The sequence below is a fragment of the Mesocryomonas lacus genome, assembly GCF_055730105.2.
In genome coordinates, this window is the sequence record NZ_JBUZWF020000001.1 from 332,167 (window position 1) to 346,148 (window position 13,982).

Annotated in this window: 14 protein-coding genes; 10 read left to right on the plus strand and 4 right to left on the minus strand. The window is 68.9% G+C overall.

Translation table 11 applies throughout. The annotated features are described in order from the left end of the window. Window positions 1–26: 26 nt before the first annotated feature. Entirely contained in the window at window positions 27–1,508 is a 1,482-nt protein-coding gene (locus tag ACZLZQ_RS01465) for a mannitol dehydrogenase family protein (protein WP_472947788.1), read from the minus strand. A 107-nt stretch (window positions 1,509–1,615) separates the two neighbouring features. Between ACZLZQ_RS01465 and ACZLZQ_RS01470 the strand changes: the two genes are divergently transcribed. From ACZLZQ_RS01470 to ACZLZQ_RS01500, 7 genes are all read left to right on the plus strand, one after another. Further along, window positions 1,616–2,341, plus strand: coding sequence for a GntR family transcriptional regulator (locus tag ACZLZQ_RS01470; RefSeq protein WP_472947789.1), 726 nt, complete (start codon window positions 1,616–1,618; stop codon window positions 2,339–2,341). Beyond that, window positions 2,334–3,248: a sugar kinase gene (locus ACZLZQ_RS01475; RefSeq protein WP_472947790.1), complete on the plus strand. Its 915-nt coding sequence runs from the start codon at window positions 2,334–2,336 to the stop codon at window positions 3,246–3,248. Before ACZLZQ_RS01470 ends, ACZLZQ_RS01475 begins: the two co-directional genes overlap by 8 nt. Window positions 3,249–3,387: 139 nt before the next feature. After that, a complete protein-coding gene (locus tag ACZLZQ_RS01480; RefSeq protein ID WP_472947792.1) occupies window positions 3,388–3,747 on the plus strand; it encodes a hypothetical protein in 360 nt (119 codons plus the stop codon). Between the two features lie 359 nt (window positions 3,748–4,106). Then, window positions 4,107–5,060, plus strand: a complete 954-nt coding sequence (locus tag ACZLZQ_RS01485) for a Bug family tripartite tricarboxylate transporter substrate binding protein (RefSeq protein WP_472932317.1) — start codon at window positions 4,107–4,109, stop codon at window positions 5,058–5,060. Next, window positions 5,057–5,542: a tripartite tricarboxylate transporter TctB family protein gene (locus tag ACZLZQ_RS01490; RefSeq protein ID WP_472932316.1), complete on the plus strand. Its 486-nt coding sequence runs from the start codon at window positions 5,057–5,059 to the stop codon at window positions 5,540–5,542. Before ACZLZQ_RS01485 ends, ACZLZQ_RS01490 begins: the two co-directional genes overlap by 4 nt. Window positions 5,543–5,554: 12 nt before the next feature. Continuing rightward, window positions 5,555–7,162, plus strand: coding sequence for a tripartite tricarboxylate transporter permease (locus ACZLZQ_RS01495; protein WP_472947793.1), 1,608 nt, complete (start codon window positions 5,555–5,557; stop codon window positions 7,160–7,162). Between the two features lie 118 nt (window positions 7,163–7,280). After that, window positions 7,281–7,931, plus strand: coding sequence for a YjbE family putative metal transport protein (locus tag ACZLZQ_RS01500; protein WP_472947794.1), 651 nt, complete (start codon window positions 7,281–7,283; stop codon window positions 7,929–7,931). A gap of 149 nt (window positions 7,932–8,080) precedes the next feature. On the opposite strand, the gene ACZLZQ_RS01505 is transcribed toward ACZLZQ_RS01500, so the two are convergent. After that, window positions 8,081–8,266: a hypothetical protein gene (locus ACZLZQ_RS01505; RefSeq protein WP_472932313.1), complete on the minus strand. Its 186-nt coding sequence runs from the start codon at window positions 8,264–8,266 to the stop codon at window positions 8,081–8,083. A gap of 225 nt (window positions 8,267–8,491) precedes the next feature. On the opposite strand from ACZLZQ_RS01505, the gene ACZLZQ_RS01510 reads away from it, so the two are divergent. From ACZLZQ_RS01510 to ACZLZQ_RS01520, 3 genes are read left to right on the plus strand one after another with little or no spacing between them, the layout of a single operon-like run. Further along, window positions 8,492–9,163, plus strand: coding sequence for a response regulator transcription factor (locus tag ACZLZQ_RS01510; RefSeq protein WP_472932312.1), 672 nt, complete (start codon window positions 8,492–8,494; stop codon window positions 9,161–9,163). Next, entirely contained in the window at window positions 9,156–10,505 is a 1,350-nt protein-coding gene (locus ACZLZQ_RS01515) for a sensor histidine kinase (RefSeq protein WP_472947795.1), read from the plus strand. Before ACZLZQ_RS01510 ends, ACZLZQ_RS01515 begins: the two co-directional genes overlap by 8 nt. Further along, on the plus strand, window positions 10,502–11,602 hold the full coding sequence (locus ACZLZQ_RS01520) for an ABC transporter substrate-binding protein (RefSeq protein WP_472947796.1): 1,101 nt from the start codon (window positions 10,502–10,504) through the stop codon (window positions 11,600–11,602). Before ACZLZQ_RS01515 ends, ACZLZQ_RS01520 begins: the two co-directional genes overlap by 4 nt. A gap of 23 nt (window positions 11,603–11,625) precedes the next feature. Here ACZLZQ_RS01520 and eutC read toward each other — a convergent pair whose 3' ends face one another. Both eutC and ACZLZQ_RS01530 read right to left on the minus strand, forming a co-directional pair. Continuing rightward, on the minus strand, window positions 11,626–12,408 hold the full coding sequence (gene eutC, locus ACZLZQ_RS01525; protein WP_472947798.1) for an ethanolamine ammonia-lyase subunit EutC: 783 nt from the start codon (window positions 12,406–12,408) through the stop codon (window positions 11,626–11,628). Further along, entirely contained in the window at window positions 12,408–13,772 is a 1,365-nt protein-coding gene (locus tag ACZLZQ_RS01530) for an ethanolamine ammonia-lyase subunit EutB (RefSeq protein ID WP_472947799.1), read from the minus strand. The genes eutC and ACZLZQ_RS01530 overlap by 1 nt, the downstream gene beginning before the upstream one ends. Window positions 13,773–13,982: the final 210 nt, after the last annotated feature.

Below are 13,982 nucleotides of genomic sequence, written 5' to 3' on the forward strand. Positions count from 1 at the left end.
CGTGCCCACCCCAATGGCCACGAAGGCTAGGCGGCGTCTGCGGCGTAGTCCGCGACGGTGGCGGCCGCTCCCTTGTCCATCAGCGAGGCCAGCGCCTTCTCGACCGCGGCGACGAACACGGTACTGCCGGTAAGGTCCGTGCCGAACACTGCGGTAACGCCGAGATAGGCGGCGGCAATAGATGCGGCGTCGGAGCCAGCCTCCGCGCCGAGTCGCCGGAGCCTTTCCGCCAGCGGATCGCGCACGTCGATGGCGGCGCCCGTCTCGTCGGTACCACCGACGTAGCGCATCCAGGCAGCGACGCCGAGGGCCAGCCTGTCGACCGGCGCCCCCGCCGCCAGGCGATCCCGGATGGTGCCGAGCAGGCGCTGCGGCAGCTTCTGCGAGCCGTCCATGGCGATCTGCCAGGTGCGGTGCTTCAAGGCCGGATTGCGGAACCGCTCGATCAGCGCGTCGCGATAGGCGGACAGCTCGGTCACTGGGATTTCCAGCGTCGGCATCACCTCCTCGGTCATCAGCCCGTGCACGAGACGGGCGAAAGGCGCGTCTGCCATCGCGGCGGAAACCGTCTCGTGGCCGGCGAGGTAGCCGAGATAGGCGAGCGTCGAGTGCGAGCCGTTCAGCATGCGCAGCTTCATCCGCTCGAAGGGTTCGACGTCCGCCACCATCTGCGCACCGACACTGGCGAAATCCGGCCGCCCGGTCGGGAAGCGATCCTCGATCACCCATTGCAGGAAGGGCTCGCCAACCACCGGCCAGGCGTCGTGCAGGCCGAGCGCCGCGTCGATGGTTGCGATGTCCTCGTCAGATGTCGCCGGCACGATCCGGTCGACCATGGTGCCGGCGAAAGCGACGTCGTTTTCGACGAAGCGGCCGAATTCGGGATCGATCAGGCCGGCATATTGCGCGACGATGCGGTGGACGGTCGGGCCGTTCGACGGAAGGTTGTCGCAGGGCATCACGGTGAACGGCACGATGCCGCGGTCGCGGCGCAGGCGCAGCGCCTCGGCGATGAGGCCGGGCGCCGAGACCGGGCGGCGGGGATCGGCAAGGTCCGCCTTCACGTCGGGATGGTTGACGTCGAGATCGCCGGTTGCGGGATCGTGGCAATAGCCCTTCTCGGTGACGGTCAGCGAGACGATGCGGACCGCCGGATCGGCCATGCGCTCCAGCAGCGCCGCGGGATCTTCCGGCGCGACGTCGATCGAGCGGATCGCGCCGATGACCCGCAGCCGCGTGCCTTCGCCCGAGCGGATCGCCAGGGTGTAGAGATTGTCCTGCGGCGCCAGGGCATCACGCATGTCGGCGCGGCGCAGCGACGCCCCCGCCACCGCCCATTGCGGATCGGTGGCGAGGATGTCGTCGAGGCAGACCGCCTGGTGCGCGCGGTGAAAGGCGCCGATGCCGAGGTGGACGATGCCGACCGTGGTGGCGGCGACGTCGTAGGCGGGGCGGCCGACGTTGGCGGGAAGCTGGTCGAGCGTAGCGAGGGACAGTCTGGCGGTCATGCGGCTCACCGGTTGAGGGAGGGCGGGAAAGCTTGTAGTTGCGGGGGAACCGCACTTTGCAAGTCGGTGGTATGCTAGTATGCCGAGACTGACAACAAGGGTTCGCCATGCCGCTCGATCTCGCTCTGCAGGATGCCGCGCCCCGGAGCACCATCGCCGATGCGGTGTTCGACGAGCTGCGCCGTGCCATCCTGGAAGTGCGCCTGCCACCGGGCACCCGAACCTCCGAGGCGGAAGTCGCCAAGCAGCTCGGCGTCTCCCGCCAGCCGGTGCGCGAGGCGTTCTCGCGGCTTGCCCGCGCCGGCTACCTCCGGATCCAGCCGCAGAAGGCGACCGAGGTGGTGAAGATCTCGCCGCAGGAGGTGATGAACGCGCTTTTCCTGCGCGAGGCGCTGGAGATCGCCGTCGTGCGCAAGGCCGCCGAGCGCCGCGACGACGCCGCGCTCGAGCGCCTCAGCGCGCTGATGGCGCTGCAGGCGGCGGCCCAGCAGCGCGACGACCGCAATGCCTTTCAGCAGCACGACGACGCCTTCCACTTCGCGGTGGCGGAAGCCGCGGACTGCCGCTTCGCCTGGCCGCTGATCGACGAGCAGAAGGCGCAGATGGACCGCGTCCGCTTCCTGTCGCTAGCCTTCGGCCAGCCGGCAGCGCTGGAAGATCACGGCCGCATCTTCGCTGCCATCGAGGCGCGCGACCCGGTGGCGGCGGAGGCGGCGATGCACCGGCATCTCGGCGGCATCACCGCCATCCTCGCCCGGCTGCGCCGCGAGTTCGCCCCCTATTTCCAGGACGAGAGCCCCGCAATGCCGGCGGCCGAGGACATCCATGACTGACCCAACGGCCGACCGACCGAAACGCCTGATCTCGATCGGCGAGTGCATGGTGGAACTGTCGGGCGCCCCCGGCGGCCTGCTGCGCATGGGCTTTGCCGGCGACACCTTCAACACTGCCTGGTACCTGCGGCGCGAACTCGGGCCGGACTGGCAGATCGCCTATCTCTCGGCGGTCGGCACGGACGAGACCTCGGCGGCCATGCTCGGCTTCATGCAGGAAGGCGGCATCGACACCCGCCTCGTGCGACAGCTGGCGGGGCGGATGCCCGGGCTCTACCTCATCCATCTCGACGGCGCCGAGCGGCGCTTCTCCTACTGGCGCGACACATCGGCAGCCAAATCCCTGGCCGACGACGACGCCCATCTCGCCGCTGCCTTCGCCGAGGGCGACGCCTTCTACTTCTCTGGCATCACCCTCGCCATCCTTCCTGCGGAAGGCCGCGAACGGCTGCTGCGGCACCTCGTCGCCGCCAAGGCAGCAGGCAAGCCGGTCGCCTTCGACCCCAACATCCGGCCGCGGCTTTGGCCGGACGCTTCGGAGATGCGGGCCGCCATCGAGGCCGGGGCCGCCGCCGCCAGCATCTGTCTGCCAAGCTATCCCGACGAGCGTGAGGCCTTTGGCGACGCGACCCCGGCGGCGAGCGCCGCACGCTATCTGGAGCTCGGTGCGAACGAGGTCGTCGTCAAGAACGGCGGAGATCCCGCGATCATCGCGACGCCCGGACATTCCGAGGTCGTGCCGGCGCCAGAGGTGGGCGATGCCGTGGACACCACGGGCGCCGGCGACAGTTTTGGCGCGGCCTACGTGGCGGCGCGGCTGTCCGGCGCCAGTCCCGCCGACGCCATGCACCGCGGGCACCGGCTGGCCGGCGAAGTCGTCCGACACTATGGCGCCTTGATCCGCTAGCCGCTCGATCCTGTTGGCTCCGCTTGGCCCGCCCCGCTCTGTCGTCCCAAGCGGGGCTCAACGGAAGGCCACACGTGACTTTCGAGCCGTGCTTGCGGCCGGTTGCTGGCACCCCCGTTCCGGCGCTATCCTCGCCGACATGCGCCAGCTCATCCTCTTCACCCTCCTCCTCTGCCCGGCAATGGCGCTTGCCGCCGACTGCACGTCGATCAACGGCACGATCGACGGCGGCGCCGTCACGGCGGAGCGGACGGTGGTTCTGCAGGGCAATGCCATGCAGCTCGGCGGCACCATCGACGGCACGAAAATGCCGCATCAGACCTTGCCATGCCTTCCATTTGCCGGCGGCGTGATGTGCGAGCGCCGCTCCGGCACCGCCATCATCACGGTGACGACCACCGGCAAGGAGATGACCGAGACGATCAATGAAAGCCGGACCGGTGCGCCGCGTGTGAAGATCACCTATGCCTGCACACAGGCCTTCACGCTGAAGCGATAGGCCGACCGGCAGCGTTCCGAGCCGTATTTGGACTGATAAACTTGCGGCTGCGGCCTTCTATAGGGCGTCGCGCTTGTCGGGCGCCTCGGCTTGCGGCAAGACTAAGGCCGCGCCGCTGCCCCGGAGAAGGCGTCGGGCCAGGCTGACAGGATTGCGACAGGAAAGCCGGCCTAGGCTGTGCCGGACCGGGTGTGTCCGGCAACAAGAAGCAGGCGGCCGGATCTCACGGAACCGCCGGACTGTGTGGTCGCATCCCGGGAGCTGGATGCCACCGTCTTGGAACCATTGAATACGGCCGCAGAGGGCTGGACGCAGCGTCCAGAGGGAACCGCGGCCGGTATGATCGGGAGGATCATTTTATGAAGAGACTGCTCGCGGCCGCCCTGATGTTCGGCCTTCTGTCCGGCTCGGCTATGGCCCAGACCGCTTCCTACGAGATCATGGCCCCTGCCTCGCCCGGCGGCGGCTGGGACCAGACCGCCCGCGCCATGCAGGCGACGATGACGGCGGCAAAGGTCGCCAATGACGTCCAGGTGGTCAACGTCACCGGCGCCGGCGGCACGATCGGCCTCGCGCAGTTCGTCTCGCGCGACAAGGGCAATGCCGAGAAGCTGATGGTCGGCGGCTACGTCATGGTCGGCGCGATCCTCACCAACAACTCGCCCGTCACGCTCGACCAGGTCACGCCGATCGCCCGTCTCACCGGCGAATACGAGGCGATCGTCGTGCCGGCAGCCTCGCCCTTCAAGACCCTCGCCGACTTCACCGCCGCCATGAAGGCCAATCCGGGCGCCGTCTCGATCGCTGGCGGCTCGGCCGGCGGCACCGACCACATCACCGCGGGCCTCGTCGCCAAGGCGGCCGGCCTCGACCCGAAGACGATCAACTACATCGCCTTCTCCGGTGGCGGCGAAGCGCTGGCCGCCCTCCTCGGCAACCAGGTCGCCGCCGGCATTTCCGGCTATGGCGAGTTCGAGAGCCAGGTGGCGGCCGGAACGCTGCGCCTCCTTGCCGTCACCAGCGACGCCCGCATCGACGGTGTCGACGCGCCGACGCTGAAGGAATCCGGCCTCGACGTCGTGATCCAGAACTGGCGCATGGTCGCTGCCGCGCCCGGCATCACCGACGAAGAGAAGGCCACGATCACCGCCGACATCACCAAGATGGTCGAGAGCGCCGAGTGGAAGGCCGTGCTGGAGCGCAATGGCTGGGAGAACACCTTCCTCGCCGGTGACGCGTTCAAGACCGAGCTCGCCGCCAACATCGCGGCGACCAAGACGATCCTCCAGGACATCGGTCTCGTCCAGAAATGACGGAAACACCTTCGGAACTGACCCACCGCCGCCCGGATAAGGCGGCGGTGGGCATCGGCGTGGGCCTCGGCGTGATCGCCGCGGTCATCGCCTGGAACACGTCGAGCCTCGTCGGCGGCGGCTATTCCCGCATCGGCCCGGCAGCCTTTCCCTATGCGATCGCCGCCTCGCTGGCAGCGCTCTCGGTCTGGACGATCATTGCCGGCCTGCGCGGACAGTTCCCCGAGCGCGAGCACGACGAACCGGCACCGATCCTCTGGATCGTCGGCGGCCTCATTGCCCAGTTGATGCTGCTGGAGACCGTCGGCTTCTCGATCGCCACGGGCCTGCTCTTTGCCGCCACCGCCAAGGGCTTCGGCCGCGGGCCGCTGTGGATGACCGTGCCGATCGGGATCGTCGTCAGCCTGGTGATCTGGCTGATCTTCACCCTTCTCCTCAAGCTGTCGCTGCCGGCCGGTCCGCTCGAACAGCTGTTCCGCTGAACGGGGAAACCGATGGATACCTTCGCTCTGCTCGGCAACGGTCTTCTGACCGCCATGGAGCCGATGAACCTGTTCTACGCGCTGATCGGCGTGACGCTCGGCACCGCCGTCGGCGTGCTGCCGGGCATCGGCCCGGCGCTGACCGTCGCGCTGCTGCTGCCCGTCACCTACCAGCTCGACGCCGCCGGCTCGCTGATCATGTTCGCCGGCATCTACTACGGTGGCATGTATGGCGGCTCGACCACCTCGATCCTCCTCAACACGCCGGGTGAGAGCGCCTCGATCGTCACCGCGCTCGAGGGCAACAAGATGGCGCGCGCCGGGCGCGGCGGGCCGGCGCTCGCCACTGCGGCGATCGGCTCGTTCGTCGCCGGCCTCATCGCGACGCTGGCGCTCGCCTTCCTGGCGCCTTGGGTCGTCAGCTTCGCCCTCTCCTTCGGCCCGGCCGAGTATTTTGCGCTGATGGTGCTGGCCTTCGTCACCGTCTCGGCGGCTTTCGGCGACTCGACATTGCGCGGCCTGTCGGCGCTGGCGGTCGGCCTTACTCTCGGCCTCATCGGCATCGACCTGCAGACCGGCCAGGCGCGCCTGACCTTCAGCAATGTCGGACCGTTCTTCACCAACCTCGCCGCCGAACCCGGTGCCTTCACCGGCATCTACCTCTGGCTCGCCGGCTTCTTCGGCGACATCTCGGCGGCCCTCCTCGACGGCATCGAAGTGACGACCTTGGCCGTCGCGCTCTTCGCCATCGGCGAGACGCTGTCGGTCGCGGCCGCTGGCCACCGCACGCCGGACAAGGTGGAGGCGATCAAGGGCTCGCTCTGGATGAGCAAGGAGGACTGGAAACGGTCCTGGAAGCCCTGGCTGCGCGGCACGGCGATCGGCTTTCCGATCGGCGCCATGCCGGCCGGCGGCGCCGAGATCGGCACCTTCCTGTCCTATGCGACGGAAAAGCAGTTCGCCAAGAAGCCGGAAGAGTTCGGTCATGGCGCGATCGAGGGCGTTGCCGGACCGGAAGCGGCGAACAACGCGTCCGCCGCCGGCACGCTGGTGCCGCTGTTGACGCTCGGCCTGCCGACCACGGCGACCGCGGCGATCATGCTGGCCGGCTTCCAGCAGTTCGGCCTGCAGCCGGGCCCGCTGCTCTTCGTCAACTCGCCCGATCTCGTCTGGGGCCTCATCGCCTCGCTGCTCATCGCCAACCTGATGCTGGTGGTACTCAACCTGCCGCTGATCGGCCTGTGGGTCCGCCTGCTGACCATTCCGCGGCCCTGGCTTTACGCCGGCATTCTGGTGTTCGCGACGCTCGGCACGATCGGCGCCAACCCTTCCGCGGTCGAGCTCGGCATGCTCTTGTTGTTCGGCCTGATGGGCTATGCCCTCCGGCGCTTCGGCTACCCCATCGCGCCGGTGGTGGTCGGCTTGATCCTCGGGCCGATGGCGGAAAAACAGCTGCGCAACGCGCTGGCGATCAGCCAGGGCGACGTGACGGTGCTGGTGCACTCGCCGCTGGCGATCATCCTCCTGCTGCTGGCGCTGGCGGCGCTGGTCGTGCCGCTGGTGCTGCGCGCCCGCGGCCGCGGCAAGGTGCTCTCGCAGCTCGCCGCCAACGAAGACTGATTGGCCGGCGGCAGGTTTCTCCCTGCCGCCGCCGCTCCCGTATCAAAGCAACCTCTTACCGACGCGGCGTGCTGCCGCCTGATTTGCCGTACCACTCGGCATGCCGAAGGATTGACGCATGGATTTCCTCACCGGCGAGTCGCTGACCGCGCTCGCGCAGATCATCATGATCGACCTCGTGCTGGCCGGCGACAACGCCATCGTCATCGGCCTTGCCGCTGCCGGCTTGCCAAAGGACCTCCGGACGAAGGCGATCCTCGTCGGCATCATCGCCGCGACGGTGCTGCGCATCATCTTCGCCGCCGGCACGCAGTTCCTGCTGACGCTCGGCGGTGGCCTGCTGATCGGCGGCGGCCTGCTGCTGCTCTATGTCTGCTGGAAGATGTGGCACGAGCTACGGACCTCGCAGCACGACCTCGACAATGCCGATGCCGCGCTGCACGGCGACACCGTCAGCGGCGCCCCGCGCAAGACCTTTGCCCAGGCGGCCTGGCAGATCGTCATCGCCGACGTCTCGATGTCGCTCGACAACGTGCTGGCGGTGGCGGGCGCGGCCGGCGAGCACACCTGGGTGCTGATCGTCGGCCTCGTCCTGTCGATCGGCCTGATGGGCCTGGCCGCCAACTACATCGCCGCGCTGCTGCAGAAGCACCGCTGGATCGCCTATGTCGGCCTCGTCATCATCCTCTACGTCGCGCTGAAGATGCTGGTCGACGGCTCCGAAGCGGTCTGGCCCGGCACCTTCGCCTGGCTGCCGTTCCACGGCTGAACCACTCCGGCATCTGATTTTCTCGCTGGGAAGATCCGATGCCTCGTCTTCGCGAAGACCGGACAAGACAAGCAAAAGGCCCGCGACGTTTAGCGTCGCGGGCCTTCTGGCATTGCAGCTACTGACTCAGGCCGGTTGGCCCCGGCAAATCAGATCTTGCCGATCGCGTCCCAGGAGGCGCCCGAGATGCCGACGGCGTTCAGCGCGCGGCTGTTCGGGCGATGACCGCTCTCGGCTGCGGCAGCGCAGGCTCCAGCACCGCCAATAATGTCGGCGATCGACGCGAGGGTCGAGCGGATCGAGCGGCGGGTCGGGGCGGCAGCGGCGCGGGTCATTGAACTCTCCTGGGTTGTTGTTGACCTCAATATGCGGATGTTGCGCCGCAATATGAAGTGCTGACTTCGCAGCGGAGGCATGCACCCAGTGAATAGCTGGCAACGCTGATCGGCCCCCGGCGCACATCGTTACCAAATGCTTAATCTTGAGAAGCGGTAATGAGGGCTCAGCGCTTGCCTTCTCCGGCGTTTTTCGACGAGGTGCGCCGAGGAGGCGATGGGTCGATGCGGGTTCTGCTGGTGGAGGATACACTCGACGTCGCCTCGGCGATCGTCGCGAGCTTCGCCAAGCGTGGCCATGCGCTGGACCACGCCGCGACCGCCGCCGCCGCCGGCGACTTCCTGTCGGTGCAGGCCTATGACCTCGTGATCCTCGACATCAACCTGCCGGACGGCTCGGGCATCGACATCCTGCGCGATCTCCGCCGCGAACGGCGGGCGACGCCGGTGCTGATGCTGACGGCGCGGATCGACGTCGAGGACCGCATCGAGGCGCTCGACCTCGGCGCCGACGATTATCTCACCAAGCCCTTCGATCTCCGCGAACTCGAGGCCCGGGCGCGCGCCTTGATCCGGCGCGGGAGCGAGGAGCGCGCCGGCACGATCGAGGTCGGCGACCTCGTGCTCGACCCGGCCGGCCGGGCGCTCAGCATCGGTGGCCAGCCAGTGACGCTCGCCCGGCGCGAGTTCAGCCTTCTTGAGATCCTCCTCGTCAACCGCGGCCGGGTGATGCCGAAGGCGCGGCTGTTCGAGAAGCTTTTCGGCTTTGCCGACGAGGATGTCGGCATGAACGCCATCGAGCTCTACGTCGCCCGGCTGCGGAAGAAGATCGAGGGCTCGCGCGTGCAGATCGTCACGCTGCGCGGCATCGGCTACCAGATCGCCGTCGATGACTAACTCGCTTGCCGGCCGCCTCGCCGTCACCATCGCGCTGATTCTGTCGGCCAGCGGCGTGGTGGTGACGCTGGCCGCCTATGCCTACGGCCGTGAGGCGGCTGAGGCCGCCTACGACCGGCTGCTCGCCGGCGCAGCCTTCCAGATCGCCCAGTCGATCTCGGTCTCGGCCGACCGGCTGACCGTCGACCTGCCGGTCTCGGCTTTCGAGCTCCTGGCGCTCGCCACCTCCGACCGCGTCGTCTATCGGGTGATCGACCGCAACGGCGCGACCGTCACCGGCTATGACAGCGTCCGCCCGCCGACCGACCCGCAAGGCGACCTCAGCTTCTATACCTCGACCTTCGGCGACGAGACCGTGCGGCTTGCTGCCACCCGCCGGCGCTTTGCCGAGCAGGCCTATAGCGGCGACGTCGAGGTGCTGGTCGGCCACACCACTCGCGCCCGCGACGCGCTGGCGCGCGACATCGCCACCAAGGCGATGCTGCTGGTGCTCGCCGCCGGTCTCGTCATCGCCGCGCTGACCCTGTTTGCCGTCCGCTCCTCGCTGGCCCCCCTCGCCCGCATCGAGCAGGCGCTGGCCGCGCGCGATCCGAAAGACCTGTCGCCGCTCAGCGTCTCGACGCCGCGCGAGGTGGAGGCGCTGGTGGCGGCGATCAACCGCTTCATGGACCGGCTGCAGCGCCGCGTCACCGGCATGCAGACGCTGATCGCCGACACCGCCCACCAGCTGCGCACGCCGATCGCAGCGCTCCGCGCACAGGCGCAGCTCGCCGGCGAGGAAACCGATCCGGGGGCGCTGAAGGCCATCGCCGAGAAGATCCACCGCCGCGCCATCGGGCTCGGGCGGCTCGCCGACCAACTGCTGAACCAAGCGCTCGTCGTCCACCGCGGCGACGCGCAGGCGGCCGAGACCCTCGACCTCCGGGAAGTCGCGATGGGGGTGGCCGACGAGATCGACGATCTCATGCCCGCCAGCACGCTGCGGCTGGTGCTGGCGGAGGAGCCGGTCTGGATTGCCGGCGACGCGTTCAGTCTTGCAGAGGCGGTCAAGAACCTCGTCAACAACGCCTTTGCCTACGGGATGGAACCGGTATCGCTGGTGGTCGAACGCATTGATGGAGCGGCTGAGATCGCCGTGCTCGACCGCGGCGCCGGCATCCCCGACCCCGGCTCTGCCGGCCGTCGCTTCGCCCGCGCCAATCCCGCGGGCGGCGCCGGCATCGGCCTTGCGATCGTCGATGCGGTCGCGGCGAGCCATCAAGGCAGCCTTGCGCTGTCGCAGCCCGCCGGGGGCGGCTTCCGCGCCGCGCTCCGGCTCCCCTTGGTCAGGCCGCCGGCATGAAATTCCTGGCGCTCGCCCTCACCGCCTTCTTCGCCCTTGCCGCGCCGTCCGCCGCCGTCGAGCCGGACAGCGTGTCGCAATACGGCGCTCCGGCCGCGGAGGCGACGGAAACGCTGCGCGTTCAGGGCGCCACCGATCCTGAATTCTTCGCCGCGCTGCTCGGGCGCTTCGCCGAGCTCAATCCCGGGCTGCACATCATCTACGAGGACATCACCACCAACGCCCTGAACGGCCTCGCCGCCGCGGCCTGTGCGGGCACGGTTCCCTCGGCGGACCTCGTCGTCAGCTCCTCGGTCGACCAGCAAGTGAAACTCGTCAACGACGGCTGCGCGCAGCCCTATGCGTCGAGCGCCACCGCGACCATGCCGGACTGGGCGGGCTGGCGCGAGGAGCTGTTCGGGCTGACCTTCGAGCCGATCGTCATGGTCTACAACCGCGACCTCGTGCCGCCGGACAAGGTGCCGACGTCCCGCTTCGACCTCATCGACTTCCTGCGCCCGGACCGCAACATCTTCACTGGCCGCATCGCCACCTATGACATCGAAGCCTCCGGCGTCGGCTACCTCCTCGCCTTCGCCGATTCGCAGCAAGCGACGACTTTCGGCCGGCTCATCGAGGCTTTCGGCCGCAACGACGTGGTGGCGACCTGCTGCTTCAAGGAGATCGTCGACGGCGTGGCCGCCGGCAAATACCTCCTCGCCTACAACATGTTCTCCTCCTACGCGCTGGCGCGCGCTGCCGCGGACAAGCGCATCGGCATCGTCGCGCCCAGCGACTACACGCTGGTCCTCTCGCGCGCCGCCTTCATCCCGAAAGCCGCGGCGAACCCGGCCATGGCCGGCGCCTTGCTCGACTTCACACTGTCGGAAGAAGGCAAGCGGATCCTTGCCACGGCGTCGCTGATGGTCTCCTTCACCGAGGAGGGCGGCGGCATCGGCCCCTCGCTCGACGGCATGCCGAACCTTCGCCCGATCACCTTTTCGCCGGTGCTGCTGGTCGGGCTCGACAAGGAGAAGCGGCGGCTGTTCCTCAACCTCTGGAACCAGTCAATCCGCATCGTCCGTTCCGGGATGCCGCCAAGCCTCCGGACCGATTGAGCCGCCGCCGCGCTGCTTGGCGGTCAGGCTCCCGGGAGCGCGGCAGGCGCGGCCTCGGCCTCGATCAGCCCCTCGTCGTCCTTCAGCCGGACGCCGCTGAAGCCGAGCGCCCGCGACCGCGTCAGGAAGCCGGCGAGCTTGGCGGCGGCGAGCGGCGGCGGGAGGCCGCCGGCGCGGATGTTGGAGACGCAGTTGCGGTCAGCATCGGTCTTGCCGATGCGCGGGCCGAAAGTGAGGTAGGCGCCGAGGCTGTCGGCGGCAGACAGGCCTGGCCGCTCGCCGATCAGCATCAGCACCAGTTGCGCCCCGAGCGCGACGCCGACGGGATCCGACAAAGCGACGCGCGCGCCTTGCGCCAGCACTACGGGCGCCACGCGCCATTCGCCCGGCAGGAGCTTCAGGACCGCCAGCGCGGTCTCGGCGGCATAGGTGTTGACCGCACGGGCCGAGAGCCCGTCGGCGATGATCAGGCAGAGGTCGGGCGCGCCCTCCCCGTGCAGGGCAGCGAGGTCGTCGCGGGACGCGTCGCTGAGGCGGCGGCCGAGGTCGGGCCGGCGCAGATAGGTCGCACGGTCCCCGGCCTCGCTCGCGACCTGCACCGAGGCAACGCCGCCCTCGGCCAGCGCCGCGGCGATCGCCTCGGCCTCGAAGCCGGCATGCACGGCATCACGGGCTTTCGCATGCGCCTCGGCGAAGTCGAGATGCGCCGATGTCGGCAGGCCGGCGCCGAAGCGACCGAGGCCGATGCGCGCCTCGGTATGGCGACGGAGCGCGGCGATCGGGTGCAGCGCGACGGGCTTGACCATCAGGAGGCCTCCAGGAGGCGCGAGCGCTGCAGCAGCTCGAGCGAGCGGTCGGCCGCACCCGTCGCCAGCTGGCCCTTGGCGTCGAAAATGCCGAAATCCTGCGCCCAGCGCTCGAACTCGGGCGCGGCTCGAAGGCCCAGAGCGCCGCGGATATAGGCGGCGTCGTGGAACGAGGTCGACTGGTAGTTCAGCATGATGTCGTCCGAACCGGGCACGCCCATGACGAAGTTGACGCCGGCAACGCCCAGCAGCGTCAAGAGGGTGTCCATGTCGTCCTGGTCGGCCTCGGCATGGTTGGTGTAGCAGACGTCCACGCCCATCGGCAGGCCGAGCAGCTTGCCGCAGAAATGGTCTTCCAGCCCGGCGCGGATGATCTCCTTGCCGTCGTAGAGATATTCCGGCCCGATGAAACCGACGACGGTGTTGACGAGCAGCGGGTCGAACTCGCGCGCGACTGCATAGGCGCGTGTCTCCATGGTCTGCTGGTCCAGGCCGTGATGGGCGTTGGCCGAGAGCGCCGAGCCCTGGCCGGTCTCGAAATACATCGCGTTCTGCCCGACCGTGCCGCGGCCGAGCTCTTTTGCCGCCGCATGCGCCTCGCGGAGCACCGCGAGATCGATGCCGAAGGAGGCGTTGGCCGCCTCGGACCCCGCGACCGACTGGAACACGAGGTCAACCGGCGCGCCGCGCTCCATCACCGAGAGCGCCGTCGTGACATGGGCGAGGATGCAGCTCTGCACGGGGCAGCCGAGGCGCAGGCGCAGCTCCTCGATGAGGTCGAGCAGGCGGATCATCGCGTCGGGGCTGTCGGTCGCCGGGTTGATGCCGATCGTCGCGTCGCCGCAGCCGAACTGCAGCCCGTCGACGATCGAGGCGGCGACGCCCTTCGGGTCGTCGGTCGGGTGGTTCGGCTGGATGCGCACCGAGAGGTGGCCGGGCAGGCCCACCGTGGTGCGGAAGGCGGTGACCACGGGCCGCTTGCGGGCGACGGCGATGAGGTCCTGGTTGCGCATGATCTTCGAGACCGCGGCGACCATTTCCGGCGTCAGCCCCCATTTCAGCTGAGACAGCGTCTCCGGCGTCGCCGCTTCCGACAAGAGCCATTCGCGGAATTCGCCGACCGAGAGGCCAGCTACCGGGGCGAAGGCGGCGGCATCGTGCCGGTCGAAGATCAGCCGCGAGACCTCGTCGATCTCCGGGTCGACAAGGGGCGTTTCGAGAAATTCGGCAAGGCCGGTGTCGGCGAGCCGGCGTTGCGCCTTAACGCGCGCCTCCTGGCTCTCGCAGGCAAGGCCGGCCAGGAAATCGCCGGAGCGCGGCGGCGAGGCATGCGCCATCAGGGTTCGCAGGGTCTCGGGGGACATGGTTCTCCTTTCCGGCCGCCGGGCCTTTCCGCCGGGCACCCCCGGCAGGACGGACAGGCCGGGCGTGGCGCGCGGACCGCCGGCCTCGGAATAAACCTGCCGGCGCTCGCGATGCCCCATCAGACGCCATTTTCGGCGCGTGGTCAATTTGCAAGCAGGCGTTTGCCACCCGCCCTCGTCTCTCCCCTTCGACCCTTGGCCAATCGACGT